Origin of the sequence: Shinella zoogloeoides (assembly GCF_022682305.1) — a bacterium.
Taxonomy (GTDB): Bacteria; Pseudomonadota; Alphaproteobacteria; order Rhizobiales; family Rhizobiaceae; genus Shinella; species Shinella zoogloeoides_B.
Genome location: NZ_CP093528.1, coordinates 1,502,646 through 1,523,615, shown reverse-complemented (window position 1 = coordinate 1,523,615; position 20,970 = coordinate 1,502,646). Strand labels below are relative to the sequence as shown.

General features: G+C 63.6%; 17 protein-coding genes. 14 read left to right on the top strand and 3 right to left on the bottom strand.

Going from position 1 to position 20,970, the window contains the following annotated elements:
- Window positions 1–140: 140 nt before the first annotated feature.
- The 3 genes from MOE34_RS07895 to MOE34_RS07885 all read left to right on the top strand — a co-directional run bounded on the left by MOE34_RS07895 (window position 141) and on the right by MOE34_RS07885 (window position 6,788).
- Window positions 141–4,493 (top strand): strawberry notch-like NTP hydrolase domain-containing protein, encoded by a 4,353-nt coding sequence (locus MOE34_RS07895; protein ID WP_242222659.1) that lies wholly within the window; start codon window positions 141–143, stop codon window positions 4,491–4,493.
- Window positions 4,493–5,539 (top strand): DUF7146 domain-containing protein, encoded by a 1,047-nt coding sequence (locus tag MOE34_RS07890; protein ID WP_242222657.1) that lies wholly within the window; start codon window positions 4,493–4,495, stop codon window positions 5,537–5,539. Before MOE34_RS07895 ends, MOE34_RS07890 begins: the two co-directional genes overlap by 1 nt.
- 313 nt (window positions 5,540–5,852) lie before the next feature.
- Window positions 5,853–6,788: a DUF2493 domain-containing protein gene (locus tag MOE34_RS07885; RefSeq protein WP_242222655.1), complete on the top strand. Its 936-nt coding sequence runs from the start codon at window positions 5,853–5,855 to the stop codon at window positions 6,786–6,788.
- A gap of 10 nt (window positions 6,789–6,798) precedes the next feature.
- Here MOE34_RS07885 and MOE34_RS07880 read toward each other — a convergent pair whose 3' ends face one another.
- Window positions 6,799–7,359, bottom strand: a complete 561-nt coding sequence (locus MOE34_RS07880) for a flavin reductase family protein (RefSeq protein WP_242222653.1) — start codon at window positions 7,357–7,359, stop codon at window positions 6,799–6,801.
- Window positions 7,360–7,693: 334 nt separating this feature from the next.
- Between MOE34_RS07880 and MOE34_RS07875 the strand changes: the two genes are divergently transcribed.
- The 6 genes from MOE34_RS07875 (at window position 7,694) to MOE34_RS07850 (ending at window position 11,887) form a co-directional block, all read left to right on the top strand.
- Window positions 7,694–7,861 carry a hypothetical protein gene (locus tag MOE34_RS07875; protein WP_242222651.1) on the top strand — a complete coding sequence of 56 codons (168 nt, stop codon included), beginning with the start codon at window positions 7,694–7,696 and terminating at the stop codon, window positions 7,859–7,861.
- Between the two features lie 144 nt (window positions 7,862–8,005).
- Complete coding sequence (locus tag MOE34_RS07870) at window positions 8,006–8,446, top strand: hypothetical protein (protein WP_242222649.1); 441 nt, start codon at window positions 8,006–8,008, stop codon at window positions 8,444–8,446.
- Window positions 8,447–9,150: 704 nt separating this feature from the next.
- Window positions 9,151–9,552, top strand: coding sequence for a transposase (locus tag MOE34_RS07865; protein WP_242220761.1), 402 nt, complete (start codon window positions 9,151–9,153; stop codon window positions 9,550–9,552).
- Complete coding sequence (gene tnpB, locus MOE34_RS07860; protein WP_112700979.1) at window positions 9,549–9,893, top strand: IS66 family insertion sequence element accessory protein TnpB; 345 nt, start codon at window positions 9,549–9,551, stop codon at window positions 9,891–9,893. The genes MOE34_RS07865 and tnpB overlap by 4 nt, the downstream gene beginning before the upstream one ends.
- 76 nt (window positions 9,894–9,969) lie before the next feature.
- A complete protein-coding gene (gene tnpC / locus MOE34_RS07855) occupies window positions 9,970–11,589 on the top strand; it encodes an IS66 family transposase (RefSeq protein ID WP_242220763.1) in 1,620 nt (539 codons plus the stop codon).
- A complete protein-coding gene (locus MOE34_RS07850; protein ID WP_242223838.1) occupies window positions 11,573–11,887 on the top strand; it encodes a DUF736 domain-containing protein in 315 nt (104 codons plus the stop codon). Before tnpC ends, MOE34_RS07850 begins: the two co-directional genes overlap by 17 nt.
- A 205-nt stretch (window positions 11,888–12,092) precedes the next feature.
- On the opposite strand, the gene MOE34_RS07845 is transcribed toward MOE34_RS07850, so the two are convergent.
- Entirely contained in the window at window positions 12,093–12,506 is a 414-nt protein-coding gene (locus MOE34_RS07845; protein WP_024338473.1) for a MerR family transcriptional regulator, read from the bottom strand.
- A 114-nt stretch (window positions 12,507–12,620) separates the two neighbouring features.
- Complete coding sequence (locus MOE34_RS07840; protein ID WP_024338472.1) at window positions 12,621–14,666, bottom strand: NAD(+) synthase; 2,046 nt, start codon at window positions 14,664–14,666, stop codon at window positions 12,621–12,623.
- Window positions 14,667–14,902: 236 nt separating this feature from the next.
- Here MOE34_RS07840 and MOE34_RS07835 point away from each other — a divergent pair, with 236 nt between their 5' ends.
- From MOE34_RS07835 to uppP, 5 genes are all read left to right on the top strand, one after another.
- The gene (locus MOE34_RS07835; protein WP_024338471.1) at window positions 14,903–15,451 is read left to right on the top strand and encodes an MAPEG family protein; all 549 of its coding nucleotides are present in this window, start codon (window positions 14,903–14,905) and stop codon (window positions 15,449–15,451) included.
- 129 nt (window positions 15,452–15,580) lie between these two features.
- Window positions 15,581–18,634 carry a heavy metal translocating P-type ATPase gene (locus MOE34_RS07830; protein WP_097142796.1) on the top strand — a complete coding sequence of 1,018 codons (3,054 nt, stop codon included), beginning with the start codon at window positions 15,581–15,583 and terminating at the stop codon, window positions 18,632–18,634.
- 81 nt (window positions 18,635–18,715) lie between these two features.
- A complete protein-coding gene (lspA, locus tag MOE34_RS07825) occupies window positions 18,716–19,240 on the top strand; it encodes a signal peptidase II (RefSeq protein WP_044411231.1) in 525 nt (174 codons plus the stop codon).
- A 2-nt stretch (window positions 19,241–19,242) separates the two neighbouring features.
- A complete protein-coding gene (locus MOE34_RS07820; RefSeq protein ID WP_024343497.1) occupies window positions 19,243–19,977 on the top strand; it encodes a cytochrome c biogenesis CcdA family protein in 735 nt (244 codons plus the stop codon).
- Between the two features lie 118 nt (window positions 19,978–20,095).
- Window positions 20,096–20,968 carry an undecaprenyl-diphosphatase UppP gene (gene uppP / locus MOE34_RS07815; protein WP_024343496.1) on the top strand — a complete coding sequence of 291 codons (873 nt, stop codon included), beginning with the start codon at window positions 20,096–20,098 and terminating at the stop codon, window positions 20,966–20,968.
- Window positions 20,969–20,970: the final 2 nt, after the last annotated feature.

The following is a 20,970-nucleotide window of genomic DNA, read 5'->3' as shown; positions in this document are numbered from 1 at the left end:
ACGGCCCACCTCGGAAGGCCGCGCGGTCAGGCGGTCATACCGCGCGCCAGAGTGAGAGGTTGGCCGGGACGGGTTCGAGCCGGTCCGGTCGAGAGAGAGCGCCGCCGGTTCGTCCCAATCCGCTCTCCGAGGTTCTTCCCATGACGATGATCCCTGCATCAGCGGCAGCTCCGCTGGCAGCGCCGCTTCCCCTCAGCGGTCTCCCTGATCCTTCTGCTGCTATTTTCCGAGCCGCACAGCTCTTGCTTCCCCATCTCGAACGCGGTCAGCGCGTCGATGCGCAGATCCTGCGCGCCGCCATGGAAGCGGCGTTCGGTGCCTCCGATACCACGGGCGCCTGGGACTGGAAGTCAGCCTACGAGGCCTGCGAGGTCGCGACGGTCCTCTTCCTCCGCAAGTACGGCAATGCGCTTTTCCGCAAAGCCGGCTCTCCGGCCGCCGCGCTGCCGATGCTGGCGAAGATCGCCACCCTTCTTCCCACCCACACACGGCGATCGGAGGAGAGCCAGTCATTCCAGCAGTTCTCGACGCCGCTTCCTCTCGGCGTCGCCGCGCTAACCGCTGCGGCGATCACGCCTGCTGATCGCGTGCTGGAGCCCTCTGCCGGCACGGGACTCCTTGCCGCCTTGGCGGAGATTACCGGCGGCGCGCTCATGCTGAACGAGCTGGCCGACACTCGCGCCGACCTCCTGGCATCCCTCTTTCCGGCCATCGCCGTCACCCGCTTCGACGCGGCCCAGATCGACGATCATCTCGCGCCGGACAGCGTGCCCAGCATCATCCTGATGAACCCGCCGTTCTCGGTGATGGCGAACGTGACGGGCCGGATGGCCAACGCCGCCTATCGCCATATCGCCTCCGCGCTGGCGCGACTGGCCAATGGCGGGCGGCTGGTGACGATCACCGGATCGAGCTTCTCACCGGATGCGCCCGCCTGGCGCGACGCCTTCGTCCGACTTCAGGAACATGGCCGCGTGGTATTCACCGCCGCGATCGACGGTGCGGTCTATGCCAAGCATGGCACGACCATCGACACTCGCCTGACCGTGATCGACAAGGCCCCGGCGGAAAACGCCGTCGCATTCCCGGCATCACCAGGCGTTGCACCCGACGTCGCCACCCTGATCGGCTGGATCGGCGAGCATGTTCCGGGACGTTTGCCGGTCGATACCGGCATCTCGGTTCCCGCCGCCGTCCCGGCAGCCGCGCCGAGTACCGTTCGCGGCTATCTCGCGCGCGCCGCCACATCTTCTCCCCTCCGCACTGTTAGCGAACCCGAAGGCGTCGAACTCGCCTATGAGATCGTGGACTGGACGCCTGCCGAAGATGGCCGGATCACCGACGCGATCTATGAAGACTACGGGTTGCAGGCGATCCGTATCCCCGGTGCTCAGCCCCATCCGACCAAGCTGGTGCAATCCGTGGCGATGGCCTCGGTCGCGCCGCCCAAGCCGAGCTATCGGCCCCGGCTGCCGGCGAACATCGTCAATGATGGGCTCCTCTCCGACGCCCAGCTCGAAACCCTCATCTACGCCGGCGAGGCGCATGCCGACTTCCTCGCCGGTTCGTGGACGCTCGATGAGACCTTCGACGTCGTCTCGGCCGCGCCCGACGATGCGCCGAACGCCGTGCGCTTCCGCCGAGGCTTCATGCTCGGTGACGGCACCGGTGCCGGCAAAGGCCGCCAGTCTGCCGGCATCATCCTCGACAACTGGATGCAGGGGCGCCGCAAGGCGGTGTGGATCTCCAAATCCGACAAGCTGCTGGAGGACGCGCAACGTGACTGGTCGGCGCTCGGCATGGAACGGCTGCTGATCACGCCGCTATCGCGTTTCCCGCAGGGCAAGGACATCACGCTCTCGCAAGCCGTCCTATTCACCACCTATGCCACGCTACGGTCCGACGACCGCGGCGAGAAGCTTTCCCGCGTCAAGCAGATCGTCGAATGGTTGGGCTCCGACTTCAATGGAGTGATCATCTTCGACGAGAGCCACGCCATGCAGAACGCCGCTGGCGGCAAGGGCGAACGCGGTGACGTCGCCGCCTCGCAGCAGGGCCGCGCGGGCCTCCGGCTCCAGCACGCGCTGCCGAATGCGCGCGTCGTCTATGTCTCGGCGACCGGCGCGACCACCGTCCACAATCTCGCCTACGCCCAGCGCCTTGGTCTCTGGGGCGGCGAGGACTTCCCGTTCTCGACCCGTGCTGAATTCGTCGAGGCGATCGAGGATGGCGGCGTCGCGGCGATGGAAGTGCTGGCCCGCGACCTGCGCTCGCTCGGTCTCTACACTGCCCGCTCACTCTCCTATGACGGCGTCGAATACGAGCTGGTCGAGCACCAGCTCACGCCTGAGCAGACTGGCATCTACGACGCCTATGCCGGGGCATTCGCCGTCATCCATAACAATCTCGACGCGGCGATGCAGGCAGCGAACATTACCGGCGACGGCGGCACGCTGAACCGGCAGGCCAAGTCCGCCGCCCGCTCGGCCTTCGAATCCGCCAAGCAGCGATTCTTCGGCCATCTGCTGACGTCGATGAAGACCCCGACCTTGATCCGGTCGATCGAGCAGGACCTGGCCGACGGCCATGCCGCCGTGATCCAGATCGTGTCGACCGGCGAAGCCTTGATGGAGCGCCGTCTCGCTGAGATCCCGACGGAGGAATGGAACGACGTCCGGGTAGACATCACTCCGCGCGAGTATGTTCTGGATTATCTCGCCCACTCCTTCCCGGTGCAGCTCTACGAGCCATTCACCGACAGCGAGGGCAATCTGTCGTCGCGGCCGGTGTTTCGCGACGGCCAGCCGGTCGAGAGCCGCGACGCCATCGCCCGCCGTGACCGTCTGATCGAACGGCTCGCTTCGCTGCCGCCGGTCCCCGGCGCGCTCGATCAGATCGTCCAACGTTTCGGCACCGATGTCGTGGCGGAGGTGACGGGACGTTCGCGCCGGATTGTCCGCAAGTCCAGCCCCGGCGGAATCGATCGCCTCGCCGTGGAGAACCGCGCCGCCTCGGCCAATCTCGCCGAGACGCAAGGCTTCATGGACGATCAGAAGCGCATCCTGATCTTCTCCGACGCCGGCGGCACCGGCCGCAGCTATCACGCCGACCTATCGGCGCGGAACCAGCGGCTGCGCGTCCACTATCTGCTGGAGCCGGGCTGGAAGGCCGACGCCGCCATACAGGGTCTCGGACGCACCAACCGGACCAACCAGGCGCAGCCGCCGCTGTTCCGGCCGATCTCGACCGACGTGAAGGCAGAAAAGCGCTTTCTCTCGACCATCGCCCGTCGCCTCGACACGCTGGGCGCGATCACGCGCGGACAGCGCCAGACCGGCGGCCAGGGCCTGTTCCGACCCGAAGACAATCTGGAGAGCTACTACGCCCGCGACGCCCTGCGGCAGCTCTACCTGCTGCTGGTGCGCGGCAAGGTCGAGGGGTGCTCGCTCCAGATGTTCGAGGACGCCACTGGTCTTTCGTTGATGGATTCCACCGGCATCAAGGACGAACTGCCGCCGATCACCACCTTTCTCAACCGGCTGCTGGCCCTGACCATCGAACTTCAGGGCGTCCTGTTCACGGCGTTCGAGCGGCTGTTGAACGCCAAGATCGAAGGCGCCATCGCGTCGGGGAGCTACGATGTCGGGCTGGAGACGCTGCAGGCCGAGAGTTTCATCGTCACCGATCGCCGGACGATACACGTTCATCCCGGCACTGGGGCCGAGGCTCGGCTGCTGACCATCACCCAGCGCCAGCGCAACCGGCCGGTAACGCTGGTCGAGGCGCTCGATTGTCTCGATGGCCCCGGCGCGAGACTGCTGATCAACGAGCGCTCGGGCCGCGCAGCCGTGCAGATACCGACCACCAGCATCATGCTGGACGATGGCGAGATCGAACGTCGCGTGCGGCTGATCCGGCCGATGGAGGCGCAGAACGTCCCCATTAAGATGATGGGCGAGACCCACTGGGTCGACGCCGATCAGGCCGGTTTCACCGCGGCATGGAACGCTGAGGTGGCCGAGGTGCCGGAATATGCCGACAGCACCATCCATGTCGTCAGCGGGCTGTTGTTGCCGATCTGGAAGCGGCTGCCGAATGAGTCGACACGGGTCTATCGGCTCCAGACCGACGACGGCGAGCGTATCGTCGGCCGCCGCGTCTCTCCCGCCTGGGTGGCCGGCGCGCTTGCCGCCAGCACATCGACCCTGACGCCGGACGACGCCTTCATGGCGCTGATGGACGGCAAGACCGTGCTCGATCTCACCGAGGGTCTTCAGCTTCGCCGCGTCCGGGTCATGGGCGCCAATCGAATCGAGCTGTCCGGTTTCACCGACGCCATGCGTGACCGCCTGCGCGCCTACGGCCTGTTCCACGAAATCATCTCGTGGACGCTGCGGATGTTCGTGCCGACCGATGCGACCGGCGCTGCGATCCTGGCGAAGGTGCTGGAGCGCTATCCGGTCGAGCGCATCGGTGAGCGGGAGGCTGCGTGATGGCACGACAGGACGCTTCCGAACTGGCAATCCGTCTCGGCCGACAGGCAGAGGCGGTGTGCCGCCATTATCTCTCCGCCGGGCATCGCGAAGGCCGCTATTGGCTGGTCGGCGACGCACGCAATACCCCCGGCCGCTCGATGTTCGTGCGGCTGAAGGGCGGCGAAAACGGCAAGGGCGCTGCCGGAAAATGGACCGACGCCGCCACTGGCGAGCATGGCGACCTGCTCGACGTCATCCGCGAGAGCTGCGGCCTGGTCGACTTCAAGGACGTCGCCGATGAGGCGCGCACCTTCTTGTCAATGCCGCATCCCGAACCGGACCGTCCGCATGGCGGCGAGCGCAAATCACCAGCGCCGACCGGATCACTGGAAGCGGCACGGCGGCTCTTTGCCATGGCGCAGCCGATTTCGGGCACGCTCGTAAAGACGTATCTGCGCACACGCGGCATTGCGGATTTGCACGGAACCGGAAGCCTTCGCTTTCATCCCCGGTGCTATTACCGGCCCGACGAGCATTCCCCGACCGAGACCTGGCCGGCGATGATCGCATCGGTCACCGATCTCGCCGAGCATCAGACCGGCGCGCATCGCACCTGGCTCGCCCCTGACGGCTCGGACAAGGCCCCGATCGACACACCGAGACGGGCGATGGGCGACCTCCTGGGACACGCCGTTCGCTTCGGTGTGGCGGGCGAAGTGATGGCGGCGGGCGAAGGCATAGAGACGATGCTGTCGCTCAGAATGGCGTTGCCCACCATGCCGATGGCGGCGGCGCTCTCGGCGGCGCATCTCTCGGCCATCCTGTTCCCCGACACGCTGCGCCGGCTCTACATCGCCCGCGACAATGATCCGGCCGGCGACGGTGCGATGACGACCTTGATCGAACGGGCGAACGCCGCCGGGATCGAGGCGGTCGTGGTATCTCCGCGCCTGGGCGACTTCAACGAGGATCTCCGCCTGGCTGGTCTGGACAGCCTCCGGGCAGCGGCCCGGGTGCAGATCGCGCCCCAGGACGTCGCACGCTTCATGGCGCTGGCGGCATAGGCCGACAGGAGAATGCAGACGGCGGGAGCGCCGTCGTCGGCGTCGCTCGGATGATCTTGATGTCGGAGAGAACCGCGCCCCGGCCTTCGAGAGGGCGATCGGCCAGCAAACGGCCCGGACCCGCAATGCCTGCGGCGGACTATTTTCCGGCGGCCCTGCGGGCCTTTCCATCGCGAGGCAAAATAGCCCGCCTTCGTCATCCTCCGCTGTGCTCCGGCCCTCCGCCTCGCTGCGGGTGCAGGTCCGGCCCGCCCGCCGGCTTTCGTCGCCATGAAGGCCGCGAGGGTCGCGGTCGAACCGACGGAGCATCCCGATGAGCGAGCACGACGACTACGAACCGCACCACGCCTCTTCACCCACCGACCATGTCCTCAGCGAACTCCAGCTTTACGGCTACCGTCCCTTCACGGATGAACCCGATCCCCGACCGCTTCCGGAAGGCGACCATGTCGCCGGCGCCATCGCCGACATCTTTGACGCCCTGATCGTCACCTTTGAGGACACCCGCCTCGAGCCCGACCTCGACGATCTCCTCTGGTCGACGGTCAACGTCTTCCACCGAGCCACCGACCGGATCGAGCGCGAGCTGGACGACAACGAGCAGGCGCAGCGCCGCGGCCAGCGCGAACAGGACGGCAGCGAAGTGAAGGCCGTCGAGCTGGAACGCCTGACGGCCGAGGGCCAGACCATGATCGAACGCCGCAACGCCTTCGAGCTGATGCGCGACCAGGCCGCCGAGCACTACGAGCGCCACACCGGATCGAACTGGCGACCGCGCAGCGGATCGATGGTCAACCACCGCAACCTGACCTCGGCGATGATTGACAGCCGCGACTTCCTCGCCGCGAAGAAGCGGGCCGACAATCAGGTGCTACTACCTGCCGGTGCAAAGATCGCCTTTACCGGTGGGCTCGACTTCAACGATCACCACCTGATCTGGGCCAAGCTCGATCAGGTCCACGCCAAGCACCCCGACATGGTGCTGCTGCACGGCAAGTCGCCGAAGGGCGCCGAGAAGATCGCGGCCAAATGGGCCGACGCCCGCAAGGTGCCGCAGGTCGGCTTCGCCCCCGACTGGACGAAACACGCCAAGGCCGCACCGTTCAAGCGCAACGATCAGATGCTGGACGTCCTGCCGATCGGGGTCATCGTCTTCCCTGGCACCGGCATTCAGGACAATCTCGCCGACAAGGCGAGGAAGCTCGGCATCCCGCTGTTCGACTTCCGCCCGAAGGGAGGTGGCGCGTGAGCGCCGCCTCTCACAGCATCTCGGGTCGAAACAGCGATCTGCGGCTGATGACCTTGCCGGACACCACGAACACGCCATCGCCGGTGTAATGCAGCGTCTCAGGATGCTTTGGCGACGTGGCGACATGCACCTTCACCACCTCGAAGATGAAGAAATTGTACTTGTCGACCAGCGCGTCGTCGTGAAGGCGGCATTCGAAGCTGGCATGGCATTCGCCGATCAACGGCGCATCGACCTTGCTCGCCTCTTGCCGCGTGAGATTGAACTTGGCGAACTTGTCGATCTCGGCCCCCGACGTGTTGCCGATCCCGACCACGGTATCGGTCAGCGCCGTCGTCGGCAGGTTGATCACGCACTCCCGGCTCTCGCGGATCATGCGGTAACTGTGATTGCCGCCGGAGATCATCAGGCCGACCAGAGACGGCGAGAATTCCAGGATCGTGTGCCAGCCGAGCGTCATAATGTTGGTCGCGCCCTGCCACTTCGACGACAGCAGCACGATCGGGCCGGGCTCCAGATAGCGCCGCACCTGGCTCACCGGGAAATCGCTCTTCTTGGGAAGCTTCGGCACGGGCGTTCTCTTCGGCTGTTGCGCTTTGCATGACCATACCGGCCCGTTTCGGCAGCATCACGACTGGGAGCACGGCGGCGATGCTATGGAGTGAAAGCATTGAGCGGGAAATCCCATTGTGGCCCCGGTCAAGGCGGAAAACCATCTGCCGCTTCCATTGCGCTAATCCTTGGTCCAGCCGCTGGCCTGACGCCATCAACCCGTAAAGGGTCGGCTATGCGAGCATGCCGCCGCTCCAGCTTCGCCTACGCGGTGATTGCGGCCATCGGCCGGACACATCGGGCGCCTGTCGCGCGGGAGATGGTCTCCCGCCTCCAAGACAGGAGCCGGTCACATGTCCCTCAATCAAGCTCACGCCTTCGCCTTCAGCCTCGCCACCACCCTCATGGTCTCGATCGTCATCTTCCAGGCCGGCGACGGCACCATGGGCGTCATGCCCGCCGGCGAATATGACGGCGAATTCGCCGCCATCGTTCACGAGATCGATCCCTTCGCCCGCTGACCGCGGGCAAGGCGTCGCGACTGCAAGCGGGAATCCTACGGGATTTCCGCTCCCGTCCCGCCTTCTCTTCGGCTATACTGGCAACGCGCCGTGGTGGTGGTGGAGGCGCGACCGTCAGACCTCTATCTCACGGAGAACACCACCATGGTTTTCATCGGCATCCTCTCCAGCATCGTGGCGATCGGCGCCCTGTGCTGGCTTCTATTCACACTGGCTGTCTTCGCGCTTCCGTTCTTCGCGGGCGTCAGTGCCGGGACTTGGGCCTTCCAGACCGGCGCCGGTTGGCTCGGGGCAATCCTCGTCGGCCTCGCCGCCGCCGCGCTGACGCTCGGCCTCGGGCAGTTCCTGCTCGCCTTCATTCGTCCGCTCTGGATACGGCTCGCGATCGCACTCGCCTTCGTCGCACCCGCGGCGCTCGCCGGCTACCATGCGACACATGGCATCGTGAAACACACCATGCCCTCCGACACCTGGCGGATCATCTTCTCCGTCATCGGCGCAGTCGCCGTTGGTGTCACGGCGCTGATTCGGGTGACAGCAATGGCCGCGCCCGGGCCAACCGGGCAGAACGTCGCGCGCGCCTGACATCGTTGCCGGCGGCGGCAGGACGGTGGGTTGATGTCTTACGTGTCGCGCTCTTCGTCGGCAGGGTCGTTCGCAATCGCGTTGATCGGATCAACGGCTAACCCAACTGACGCGCCATGCCCTCGGTGACGGTGCTGGGGGCAATGCCCTGACGGCGCGTCCAACGACGGTGCGAGTGCTGAGAGGGGGCGATCGCGTGGGCGACGGGCAGGAGCCGGCGGAACGGAGCGTCCGCCGGAGCTGGTTTGAACCGCGGTGTCAGGCGTCGTCACGGTCCATCGGTTCGGGGTGGTCGCCGCGTTCTCCTGTGATGCGTCTCTGTCAGGTCGACCGCTCCAAAACGGCCTCTTCAATGGGCTGATCTGGCCGAAGGTCGGCTGCGCCTCGATCGCCTATGCCGCAACAGCGGCGTCGAAACTTTCTTCCCCTGCCGGCTGCGCCGTCATTCCTCGCGAGCCAAGAAAGCCCCTCCTTTGCTGTCAGGCCCCTGCGGGGTGCGCCGTCAATCGCCTCCGGCCTGTCGATCGCCATCGAGGCCGCAATGGTGCGGGCTCGGAACAGAGTTCAAGGAGAACTACCATGGCGACCATCGGCACCTTCAAGAAGACCGGCAACAACGAGTACACCGTAAGCGGTTAGGCAAACCCACGTAGCGCGTTTGTCGGTGGAAGCTCATTTTCTGCATGAGTCATGCGGAGAGTCATATGAGCGACAAGGTGAATCAGGTTCGGACCTTCGAAGTTTTGACGGCGACGCCGTCGCGACGTTCGCCGCGGCATTGGTCTGATGACGAGAAGGCGCGGCTTGTGGCGGAAGCGTTTTCGCCGGGAGGGACGGTGGCGGAGGTTGCACGCGCCTATGAACTGGACGTGTCGCAACTCTACGCATGGCGCAGGAAGGCACTTTCCTCGGGGGCGCTGGCGCCATTGACGGCGCCATTGGGCGATCGAACCATGTCGGAAAGCGAGCCGGTGAAGTTCGCGCGCTTTGAGACGGGCGGCAGCGCGACCGTAGAGATCGTTCTGGGTGATGTCGTTGTTCGGGTGCGCGGGGATATTGATCCGGATCAGTTGGCGGGAATTATCGGCGCGGTGCGCAAGGCATGATCGCTTCCGGCGTTGTGGTTTACGTGTCGTGCCAGCCGGTCGACTTCCGCAAGGGGGCCGCATCCTTGATGGCGCTGGTGCGGGAAGGCGGCCTCGACCCGTTCAATGGCGCGCTTTACGTGTTCAGATCGAAACGGGCGGACCGTGTCCGGATCGTCTGGTGGGACGGCAGCGGGGTCTGTCTCTATTCGAAAACCCTGGAAGAGAACAGCTTCTGCTGGCCGGGCATATCGGCGGCGCGGGTGCGTCTCGACCATTCGCAACTAATGGCGCTGCTGGCTGGAATGGATTGGAAGAAGATCCGTCCGGCCAAGGTTCGGCGACCGCTGCTGACGGGCTGATATCGGCCTGCGGCAAGATGAATCATGTCGCTGTAATGGTTGGGAAAACGGCTGCTTTTGTGCTCTATTGCCTCCCATGGTTTTGCCCATTCCCGACCTGCCGGACGACGTCGATGCGCTGAAAGCGATGATATCAGCGATGGCCGAGGAACGGGCTGCGAACGAGGCTCGGCTTGTCGCGGCACAAGCCGAGATCACCCGACTGGAAGCGGTCGAGAAAAGCGCCAACGAGCGGATTGCCAACCTCACATCGATCCTGAAGGTTCTGCAGCGCACCCAACATGGCACGCGTTCCGAGCGGCTGCGCCTGGCCGTCAACGACGAGCAAGTGTCCTTTGCCTTCGAGGAGATCGAGACCGGCCTTTCGGCGATCCAGAGCGAACTTGATCGCGCTTCCGGTGACAAGCCGAAACGCGCCCCGCGTCCGCGCAAGGGCTTTGCCGCTCATCTCGAACGCATCGAGGAGGTGATCGAACCGGACGTCCCCGCCGAGTGCGCGGGGCTGGAGAAGGTTCTGATCGGGGAAGACCGCTCAGAACGGCTGGATGTCGTGCCGCCGAAGTTCCGGGTCATCGTGACGCGCCGCCCCAAATACGCTTTCCGGGCACGCGACGGCGTGATCCAGGCCCTGGCGCCGGCACACATCATCGAAAGCGGCCTGCCGACGGAGCGGCTGCTCGCCTATATCGCCGTCTCCAAATACGCCGACGGTCTTCCACTTTACCGCCAGGAGGCGATCTATTTGCGCGACGGCGTCGAGATCAGCCGGAATTTGATGGCCCAATGGATGGGGCATCTGGGCTTCGAGCTTCAGATCTGCGCCGATTATATCCTCGAGCGGGTCAAAGAGGGCGAAAGGGTCTTTGCCGACGAAACGACCTTGCCCACCTTGGCGCCCGGCTCAGGGAAAACGACGAAAGCCTGGCTTTGGGCTTACGCGCGCGATGATCGACCCTACGGCGGAACCAGCCCGCCGATGGTTGCTTATCGGTTTGAAGACAGCCGAGGCGCCGAGTGCGTGGCGCGGCATCTCTCCGGCTTTAGCGGCATCCTGCAGGTCGACGGTTACTCGGCCTATAGCAACCTGGCCAAGGCGCGGGCCAAGACCGGGAGCAACGAGACGATCCAGCTGGCGGGCTGTTGGGCTCATCTTCGGCGCAAGTTTTACGACCTGCACATCAGCGGGGTCTCGCAGACGGCGACAGACACCATCGTCGCCATGACCGAACTGTGGAAGGTCGAGGACGAGGTTCGCGGCAAGGACGCCGGCACCCGAGCCCGCCGCCGTCAGGAAACGTCCTCGGTCATCGTCACCAGCCTCTTCGAGCTGTGGGAAAAGGAGCTGGGTAAGGTCTCGGGAAAATCCAAAACTGCTGAGGCGATCCGCTACGCGCTCACGCGGCGTGAGGCCCTCGAACGCTTCCTGATGGACGGCCGTATCGAAATCGACTCCAACATAGTCGAACGCGCGATCAGGCCCCAAACAATTACGAGAAAGAACAGTCTGTTCGCCGGAAGTGAGGGCGGTGGACGGACATGGGCCACGCTGGCCACCTTGCTGCAGACCTGCAGAATGAACAGCGTCGATCCGCTGAACTGGCTATCCCAGACCTTGACCCGCATCGCTCAAGGCTGGCCGGTAGCGGATATCGAGGCGCTTATGCCATGGAACTTCAAGCCTGACGCCATCGGCTGACCGCTTACAGTACACCGGCGAAATCGTCACCCTCAGCCTGCAGACCAAGAACGTCCGCATCGTCTCCGAGGCCCGCGCTACCGGAGAGAACGCCCCCAGCCACCGCGTCTTCGTCGGCCGCGCCGAGATCGGCGCCGCCTGGTCCAAGACCTCCAACGAGGGGCGCGCCTATCTGGGCCTGAAGCTCGACGATCCCAGCTTCAATGCCCCGATCTACGCCAACCTCTTCGACGACGATGAAGGCGAAGGCTTCAGCCTCATCTGGTCCCGCCCGAACGGCCGCCGCAACGGCGAGTAGGACCAGCGCGACGCCCCGCCCGGACAATCCGGGCGGGGCCAAACGCCTGACGGTGGAGCGAATCACCTCTGGTTCTGGACACCAGAATCGCGCCCGCTAAAGCCAGAACCGCTGGTCTTTTCTAGCAAGAGCGACTATTATAGATGGGGTATTCGGGCACTCCCTAGCCAACAAAGTCGTGGATGTTCCTGAATTCCTCAGCGATTCAGGGGGCATCATGCGAGTTGGGTGAGTCAGCTAAAACTTCTATGATCCGGCACGATGCGACTTTCCCATTGTCGCACGATTTGATCATCCGAGTGAGCTCGCTCTTAAGTCCGAGAAGGCGTCGGATCCGCACCTCGACGGCTTCGAGCTGATCGGTGGCAATTCGGCTCACCTGCTCACAAGAGGACTCTGGCCTTTCCTGCAGAGCGAGCATCGTCTTAATAGCCGGGATGTCGAAGCCGAGATCCCTGGAATGGCGTATGAACGTCAGTCGCCGAACATCCTCTGCTTCATAGAGGCGCCGCCTGCTCTCTGTGCGGGGCGGCGGCGGGATGAGATTGATCCGCTCGTAGTAGCGGATTGTCTCGATATTGACGCCTGTCCGTTGTGACAAGGCTCCGATGGTGATCATGGCGAATTCATTCCGTAACGGTGGTTCGAGTAGGGATAACAACTGGGCGGAAGCGTCATCGGCATCCGTGCGCCGATTGCCGTTGGCCGCTGAGCGCCAACCCTCAGGGCACGTTCATTCCGACGGCGTGTGAGCGCGCAACTCCTCCAACCAGAGGCGGGCGTTGCCATCCGACGGAGCGCGCCAATCGCCGCGCGGCGACAGCGAGCCGCCAGCAGTGACTTTGGGGCCGTTCGGCGACGCCGAGCGCTTGAACTGGCTGATCGTGAAGAAGCGATAGAGGAACACCTCCATCCACGATCTGATTGTGGGCAGATCATATGCGCGACGGCGCTCTTCCGGATACTGTGGAGGCCAAGCTCCGGCGGTGGCGTCACGCCAGGCATGGAAGGCCAGGAAAGCGATCTTCGACGGCTTCAGGCCATAGCGCGTCAAATAAAACAGGGTAAAATCCTGCAGTTCATAAGGCCCAATCTTCTCCTCCGTACTTTGTAAGGCGCCGCCTTCGCCGGCCGGCACGAGTTCTGGCGAAATCACAGTGTCAAGAATGGAGAGCAACGTGCCGTTCGTTGCCTCATCGAAGGCGGCTGACTGTGCCACCCAGCGGATCAAATGCTGGATGAGTGTTTTCGGCACCGACGCGTTGACGTTGTAGTGGCTCATATGGTCGCCGACACCGTAGGTCGACCAGCCGAGCGCGATTTCGGACAGATCGCCAGTGCCAAGCACCATGGCGCCTCGCTGGTTGGCTGCACGGAACAAGATGTCCGTGCGCAGGCCCGCCTGCACGTTCTCGAACGTCACGTCGTAAACCGGCTCGCCTTGCGCGAACGGATGCTGAAGTGACGCCAGCATCTGCTGCGCCAACGGCTTGATGTCGATCTCCTCGGCGGTGACGCCGAGACTACGCATCAGCGTCCAGGCATTTGCCTTGGTGGCCTCCCCCGTCGCGAAGCCCGGCATCGTGAAGCCGAGAATGTCGGACCGGGGCCAGCCTAGCCGGTCGAACGCTTTCGCCGCCACGATCAGCGCGTGAGTGGAGTCCAGACCACCGGAGACCCCGATGCAGACGCGGCGGATGCCCGTCGCCTGAAGGCGCTTCATCAACCCCTGGACCTGGATGCTGTAGGCCTCATAACAGTCCTGGTCGAGGCGTGCCGGATCGGCTGGAGCATAGGGGAAGCGCGCGACGGCCCTGCGCAGCCCGAGGTCCGTCATCGACGGCTCGAACCGGAAGCCGATACGCCGGAACCTGTCTTCAGGCATAGCTTGTGCGATGGCCGCCTCGTTGAAGGTGCCGGTGCGCAGGCGCTCCAGTCTGAGCCTATCAACGTCGACATCGGCGATGGCCATTTGCGAGTCCTGCGGGAACCGTTCGGTCTCTGCCAGCAGCTGCCCGAGTTCATAAATGCAGGCTTGACCGTCCCAAGCGAGGTCCGTCGTCGACTCGCCCGGACCGGCCGCGGAATAGATGTATGCAGCCCAGCACCGCGCCGATTGGGTTGCGCAGAGCAGCCGGCGGGTTTCGGCCTTGCCGACAGTGATGTTGCTGGCCGAGAGGTTGGTAAGGATGAGAGCGCCAGCGAGCGCGGCAAAGTCGCTGGGCGGAGCCGGTCCCCATACGTCCTCGCACAGCTCGACGTGGAAGACGAAGCCTGGCAAATCCTCGGCCGCTAAAATCATATCCATTCCGAAGGGGACGGACTGACCAGCGATCTCGATGGTAGCGCCTTTCAAGTTTCGGCCCGAAGCGAACCAACGCTTTTCGTAGAATTCCCGATAATTCGGCAGATGTCCTTTGGGAACAACACCCAAAATGCGCCCACGATGGACGGCGACAGCGCAATTGTAGAGTCGTCCTTCCCGCACCAGCGGCGCGCCGATGAGCAGAACCGGCGAAAGCTCGCGGCTCGCGGCCGCGACTTCCTCGATCGCTTGTTCCACCCGCTGCAGCAACGCGGCTTGGCCGAGAAGATCGTCAATCGCGTAACCGCAGAGGCCCAATTCCGGGAACACCATCAGCGCAACACCCTGGCGCGCACCGTCGCGGGCGAGCGCGAGCGTCTCAGCGACATTGTAGCTGGGATCGGCGACTTCGCATTTCGGTGTACAGGCAGCCACGCGAACGAAACCCTGCTGATAAATCGAATAGAAGCTCATCCGCCGGTCTCATCTCGTGTTCTTGCGGTGCCCGATCTCGGCACCAAGTGGCCGTGACCGCTGTTACGGCGACCGGGTTCAGTCACGGCCTCGACCCCTCGCAAGGGTTGATTCTGTAGTTACTACAGGATTTATATACCTATGATCGGGGCGTGTGAACCCACGCGCGATGAGTGGTCGCCCCCGGTCTTTCATCACCACAGGCAGGCGGCGGAGGACGACAAGGAGCAAGGACAGTGTTCAAGAGGCTCAGTTCTGACCAGGTGGGCATTGTCCGAGCCTCAGCCGTCGCGCTCGCCTTCGCGGCGGTCGTCCTTGTGGTTGGCTATGCCTGGCTGCCTCCTGAATTGTTCGGCCTCAGCCCAGAGATGGACTTCGGTGAGCGGATCGCGTTCACGTTGAAGGCGAGTATTCTCATGTTTCTCTGGCTGGCCGGCTGCGTCGGCGCGGTGAGCAGAGGCAGGTTCTATTCGCCGGCGGATATACGGGGCTCGGCGTTCGGCAAACCCAGCCCGGCAATCGCCGTGCGTGCCGCGGTGCTGCAGAATTCATTGGAGCAGACAGTACTGGCTTTTGGCGCACATCTGACCCTAGCAGCGCTTCTGCGAGAAACCGAACTGGTGCTCATACCGCTGCTGGTTGCTCTGTTTCTGGTTGGCCGCATCACCTTTGCATTCGGCTACGCCAAACGAGTCTCAGGCCGGGCTTTTGGCATGGCGCTCACCGGCGCCTCAATAATCGCGAGCTATGGAATTGTGGTCGGGCTGATAGCCGCCGGACGCTGACGTCTGTCGCTCGCTTGGACGGCAAAAAACGATTGAAAGGCCTCTTGCTCCTGTAGCCACTACAGAATGTATGGTGCGTGAAAGGATTCGAGCCGGGCTCGAGAGAATAAGCAAATTTAGGAGACCGCAATGACTATTGAAGCCGAGGCTAGAAGCACCTTAGGCACGTTACGCTTCAAGGTTGAGGGCTTGGATTGTCAGAACGAAGTTCGGATGCTTCGTGCCGCGGTCGGTCCCGTCGTCGGTGGCGAGGACAAGTTGTCGTTCGACACCAAGGGCGGTGTCATGGAGGTCGCGGGCCTGACCGCTCCGGCACTCGATACCATTGAGCAGGCGGTCGCTACCACTGGAATGAGGGCACAATTGCTGGCTGAGCTGGATAAGTCCTCCGCGTCGGCGTGGCTGTTCAAGGTCGAGGGCCTCGATTGCAAAAACGAGGTCGCGATGCTCAAGCGCGAAATCGGCCCTCTGGTTGGCGGTGAGGACTGGCTCGCCTTCGACACAGCAAAGGGGTTGATGACGGTCGCGCCTCAGCACCGTGCCTCGATCGACGAACTCGTGAGCGGCATCTCAAGAACCGGGATGTCAGGCTCTCTCATCCAGGATGGTTCGGCCGAAACCATGCTCCTGCGTGTGCGCGGCCTCGACTGCAAGAATGAGGTGGCTGCTCTGACCAGGGAACTGGGACCGCTCGTTGGCGAGGATAAGCTCGCCTTCGACACTTCGCAGGGTGCGATGACCATTGCACCTCAGAGCGGGACAACCCTCCAAGAGATCGAACAGGCGGTCGCGCGAACCGGGATGCGGGCTGAGCTGTGGACAGCGCCGGCCGTTGCTGAGCAGGCAACCTGCGATGCCGCAGGATCCGCGTGCGGTTGCGCGACCAACGTGAAGGAAGCCCTCAGCCCGCCGCCGATCAATCTGCCTGGCGGCGTTGTCTATCGAATCCATGGCATGGATTGTGCCGACGAGATCGCCGCCCTGAAGCGCGAAGTCGGCCCGCTCGTTGGTGAGGACAAGCTCGCTTTCGACCTTCTTAACGGCCGCATGTCGATCGACATGGCGCCTGACGCCGCCTTGGAGGCCAAGATCGAGAAGGCCGTTGTACGCGCCGGCCTGCAGGCGGAGCCCTGGACCGAGGGCGCCACCAGCGAAGGGGCACGGGCAGAAGAGCGGCGCAGACGCATTCAATCATGGCTGACTGCTGCGAGCGGCCTGTTCGTCGCGATCGGATTTGCGGTTCACGCCTGGGTCGGAGGTGGAATCATCGCGGCCTTCGAGGCAGGCGAACATGGTGCAGGTGCAACGCCGCTGCTAAGCGTCATTCTCTATACGCTCGCCGCGCTTTGTGCTGTGCGTTACGTGGCCCCGAAGGCTTGGCTCGCGGCCAGGCGCCTGCGTCCCGACATGAACCTCCTGATGGTGATCGCCGTCGTGGGTGCGATCGGAATTGGCGCTTGGTTCGAAGCCGCAACGGTTTCGTTCTTCTTCGCGCTCGCCCTTGCTCTCGAGGCCTGGAGCCTCGGCCGAGCGCGGCGGGCCGTGGCGGCCCTGATGGAGCTCGCGCCGCCGACCGCGCGCATCATGCTTGAAGACGGCACGGAGAGAGACGTGCCGGCAGCCGAAGTCCGTGTCGGTTCGCACATCATTATTCGACCTGGCGATAAAGTACCGCTCGACGGCCGTGTGGCCGCCGGAGAGAGTGAGGTCAACCAGGCACCGATCACCGGCGAAAGCGTCCCGGTCTTCAAATCGGAAGGAGACGACGTTTTTGCAGGCACCATCAACGGCGAAGGCGCGCTGGACGTCGTGACCACCAAGGCGTCAAGCGATACCACGCTCGCGCAGATCATCCGCATGGTCGGCTCCGCGCAGGGCCGGCGGGCTCCCAGCGAGCAGTGGGTCGAGAAATTTGCACGCGTCTATACGCCCGTCGTTATGGCGCTCGCGATAGCCGTTTTTTTGGTGCCGCCGCTGTTGCTCGGTGGTGGCTGGGAGGTTTGGTTCTATCGCGCCCTCGTATTGCTCGTGATCGCCTGCCCCTGCGCCCTTGTCATCTCGACGCCCGTGACCATTGTGGCTGCCCTTGCGGGAGCTGCGAAGCAGGGCGTGTTGGTGAAAGGCGGCGTCCATCTCGAGACGCCGGCGCGCTTGAAAGCAATCGCCATGGACAAGACGGGGACGCTCACCGAAGGACGTCCTCAGGTCGTGGAGATCTTGGCGCTCGGCAGCCGAAACGAGGATGACCTTCTTCGGTTAGCAGCAGCCCTCGAGGCGCGCAGCGAGCACCCCATCGCCCGCGCTATTTTGGCGAGGGCAACAGAAAACGGCATTGCCGCACAACCGGCCGAGGCCGTCCAGGCCATCACGGGTCGCGGCATGACCGGCCGCGTCTCCGGTCGCGAAGTCTGGCTTGGGTCACGCCGCTACCTCGATGAACGCGCGGTCGGCTCACCGGCCATCCTGGAACGCGCCGACACACTTTCCGGCGCTGGCCGGACCATTGTCGCCGTTGGCGACGGCCAGGAAGTCTGGGGACTGATCGCTGTTGCCGATGCTGTGAGGGCTGAAGCCAAGGATATCGTCACCGCGCTGCATCGGGCGGGCGTGGAAAAAGTGGTGATGCTGACAGGCGACAATCGGGCCACCGCCGAGGCGATTGCCAAGCAGACCGGCATTGATGAAGTTCGCGCGGAACTTCTGCCCGGCGACAAGGTCACGGCCGTCGAGGACCTGGTTCGGCGCTATGGCGTCGTCGCCATGGTGGGTGACGGGGTCAATGACGCCCCTGCCATGGGCCGCGCCAATCTCGGCATTGCCATGGGCGCAATGGGGAGCGACGCAGCCATCGAAACGGCAGACGTCGCCCTGATGTCGGACGACCTCTCCAGACTTCCCTGGCTCGTGCGCCATTCACGAGCCACGCTCGCCGTCATTCGGCAGAATATCGCCTTCTCGATCGCCGTGAAGCTGTTGTTCACAGTGCTGACGGTGATCGGTCTCGCATCCCTTTGGGGCGCGATCGCCGCCGATGTTGGGGCCTCCCTGCTGGTCGTTCTCAACGGTTTGCGGCTCCTCAATCGGGAACAGCGCCAGAGAGATGGTGGCCCAGTCGGCGGCGCAAAGGTTCGAGCACAGGAGCGCCAGCATTCCACTGTGGCTCGCCCTGCAACTGCGCATTGAGCCAATAGCGGCCGCCCTGTATTGGGGCGGCCGCTGACGACAGAAATGCCGATCAGAACCCGAAGAACACAAGGAATCATCGTGGCCGAACGTCCCGCTAGAAATATCGCGATATGGGTTGGCGGCGCATTTGTGGCCGCGCTTCTTTTCGACGTTGCTACGAAGTGGTTGATCATAAATGCCGTCATGGTCCCGCCACGCGTGATCGAGGTTGTGCCCTTTTTCAACCTGACGCTCGGCTTCAACACCGGAGTCAGCTTCGGGATGTTCCAAGATGTCTTCCTCGAGCATCCGTTGGTGTTGGCCGGGATCAAAGTGGCGATCACGGTCGGTCTTCTCGTTTGGGCAATGCGGACCCGCAGGACCATTGAAGCAACGGCTCTCGGTTTGATCGCCGGCGGCGCCGCCGGCAACATCGTTGACCGCGTGCATCAAGGCGCGGTGACAGACTTTCTCGATTTTCACATAGGCAACTGGCATTGGCCGACCTTCAACATGGCGGATGTTGCAATCAGCATTGGCGTCGCGCTGCTCCTGGCTGGATCGCTTTTTTCGACCCAACCGGTGCTTCGCACGCAGGAGCCGCTTAGCAACGGGAAGCGCTGAGCATGGCGGCGCTGGAAATATCGTTGCTCGGGCTGGCGACAGCGGCCGCTGCCGGCGCTATCTCCTTCCTTTCACCCTGCGTCCTGCCGCTCGTGCCGGGCTACCTGTCCTATGTCGCTGGTGGCGCCGGCACGACCGGCAGCAGTGATGCGGTATCCCGGCTTCACATCTTCCGCCCTGCGCTGCTGTTCGTGCTCGGGTTCACGACCATATTCGTGCTGCTTGGAGTCAGCGCGATGGCCCTCGGCGGCCTTCTCCAACGCTTCCAGATGGAAACCAACCTGATCGGCGGAGCTCTGGTCATTGTCTTCGGTTTGGCGATGACGGGGCTCCTTCGCCTCCCGATACTCATGACCGACCGCCGATGGAACGGACCGCGCCAGGTCAATGGACCGGTCGGCGCCTTCCTGCTGGGTGTCGCCTTTGCCTTCGGCTGGACGCCCTGCATTGGCCCGGTATTGGGCTCCATCCTCACGGTAACCGCGACGTCATCAGGCAACGGCGCGATTCTTCTCGGAACTTACGGCCTCGGCCTCGGTGTGCCGTTTCTCCTCACGGCCCTCTTCATGGGAAACGCGGCAGCCGCATTGAAGCGCATGCGCCGCGTCGGTGCCGCGCTGAACATCGGCGGTGGTGCGGTCATGATCGGCGTCGGCGTTTTGATGATGACCGGGAGGTTGCAGGAGATCGCCATTTGGATGCTGATGACGTTTCCGATGCTGGGAGCGATCGGTTGAGGGACTCGCTGGCTGCCGCGAATTGCTGCGACTCGTCAGTCGGCTTCAGAACCCCCGCCGAACTTTGGCGCGTGATTCATCGGGGCGCGCCCGCGCCGCGCAACAACCGGGAGCCAGAATGACGGGAGCGTGTACTCAAGGCGTCGACACCGGATTCGTGGCGCTAGGCTATGGCAAGGTCGCCCTGCTCGGACTTGTCCAAGGCATCACCGAGTTGCTACCGATCTCTTCGACCGCCCATATGCGGATCGTGCCTGCGCTGCTCGGTTGGCAGGATCCTGGCTCAGCCTTTTCAGCCGCCATGCAGCTTGCAGCGCTTACTGCAGTCGTCAGTTATTTCTGGAGCGACGTGAGCCAACTAGCCACCAATTCGCTGCGTGCCGTCGCAAATCGGGATTTCCGAGATCGACACTTCCGCTTCTCGGTCGGAATTCTCCTTGCCACGATCCCGATCGGTATTGCCGGCCTTTCCTTGTCTGGAGCGTTGAACGCGTGCGGCTCGCCGCTTCGTACTCTCGAAGTCATCGGCTGGGCGTGCATCGTCATGGCTGTCCTCCTGGCGCTCGCGGAGATTTTTGCCCGGCACCGACGAACGCTTGAGAACACATCGGCCATCGATGCAATGATCGTGGGAATTGCTCAAATCGGAGCGCTGATTCCTGGCGTTTCGCGTTCAGGCTCGACTTTGACTGCGGCGCTCGCCCTCGGCCTGAAGCGAGATGAGGCGGCGCGGTTCTCATTCCTTCTTGGCCTGCCGGCAATCGCCCTGGCTGGCTTCAAGGAGCTCTGGGAACTCCACAAAGTGCAGCTTTCCGCCGACGGCTGGTCACTACTTCTTGTCGGGCTCGTCGTGGCTTCTATTTCCGCGTTCTGTGCGATTTGGGGGCTGATGCGCGTTCTCGAGCGTTTTTCCGCCTGGCCGTTTGTTATTTACCGAGGTGTTCTCGGTATCGTACTCATCTGGGCGGTTGCTTTGGGCTATTTCACTTGAGA

What these genes read in the sequence shown, in the direction of transcription:
- MOE34_RS07840 (WP_024338472.1), bottom strand. Translation starts at nt 14,666, where the DNA reads ATGAGCTTCTATTCGATTTATCAGCAGGGTTTCGTTCGCGTGGCTGCC.
- MOE34_RS07895 (WP_242222659.1), top strand. Translation starts at nt 141, where the DNA reads ATGACGATGATCCCTGCATCAGCGGCAGCTCCGCTGGCAGCGCCGCTT.
- MOE34_RS07865 (WP_242220761.1), top strand. Translation starts at nt 9,151, where the DNA reads ATGAGCGACAAGGTGAATCAGGTTCGGACCTTCGAAGTTTTGACGGCG.
- MOE34_RS07875 (WP_242222651.1), top strand. Translation starts at nt 7,694, where the DNA reads ATGTCCCTCAATCAAGCTCACGCCTTCGCCTTCAGCCTCGCCACCACC.
- MOE34_RS07890 (WP_242222657.1), top strand. Translation starts at nt 4,493, where the DNA reads ATGGCACGACAGGACGCTTCCGAACTGGCAATCCGTCTCGGCCGACAG.
- tnpB (WP_112700979.1), top strand. Translation starts at nt 9,549, where the DNA reads ATGATCGCTTCCGGCGTTGTGGTTTACGTGTCGTGCCAGCCGGTCGAC.
- MOE34_RS07885 (WP_242222655.1), top strand. Translation starts at nt 5,853, where the DNA reads ATGAGCGAGCACGACGACTACGAACCGCACCACGCCTCTTCACCCACC.
- MOE34_RS07830 (WP_097142796.1), top strand. Translation starts at nt 15,581, where the DNA reads ATGACTATTGAAGCCGAGGCTAGAAGCACCTTAGGCACGTTACGCTTC.
- MOE34_RS07870 (WP_242222649.1), top strand. Translation starts at nt 8,006, where the DNA reads ATGGTTTTCATCGGCATCCTCTCCAGCATCGTGGCGATCGGCGCCCTG.
- tnpC (WP_242220763.1), top strand. Translation starts at nt 9,970, where the DNA reads ATGGTTTTGCCCATTCCCGACCTGCCGGACGACGTCGATGCGCTGAAA.
- uppP (WP_024343496.1), top strand. Translation starts at nt 20,096, where the DNA reads ATGACGGGAGCGTGTACTCAAGGCGTCGACACCGGATTCGTGGCGCTA.
- MOE34_RS07845 (WP_024338473.1), bottom strand. Translation starts at nt 12,506, where the DNA reads ATGATCACCATCGGAGCCTTGTCACAACGGACAGGCGTCAATATCGAG.
- MOE34_RS07820 (WP_024343497.1), top strand. Translation starts at nt 19,243, where the DNA reads ATGGCGGCGCTGGAAATATCGTTGCTCGGGCTGGCGACAGCGGCCGCT.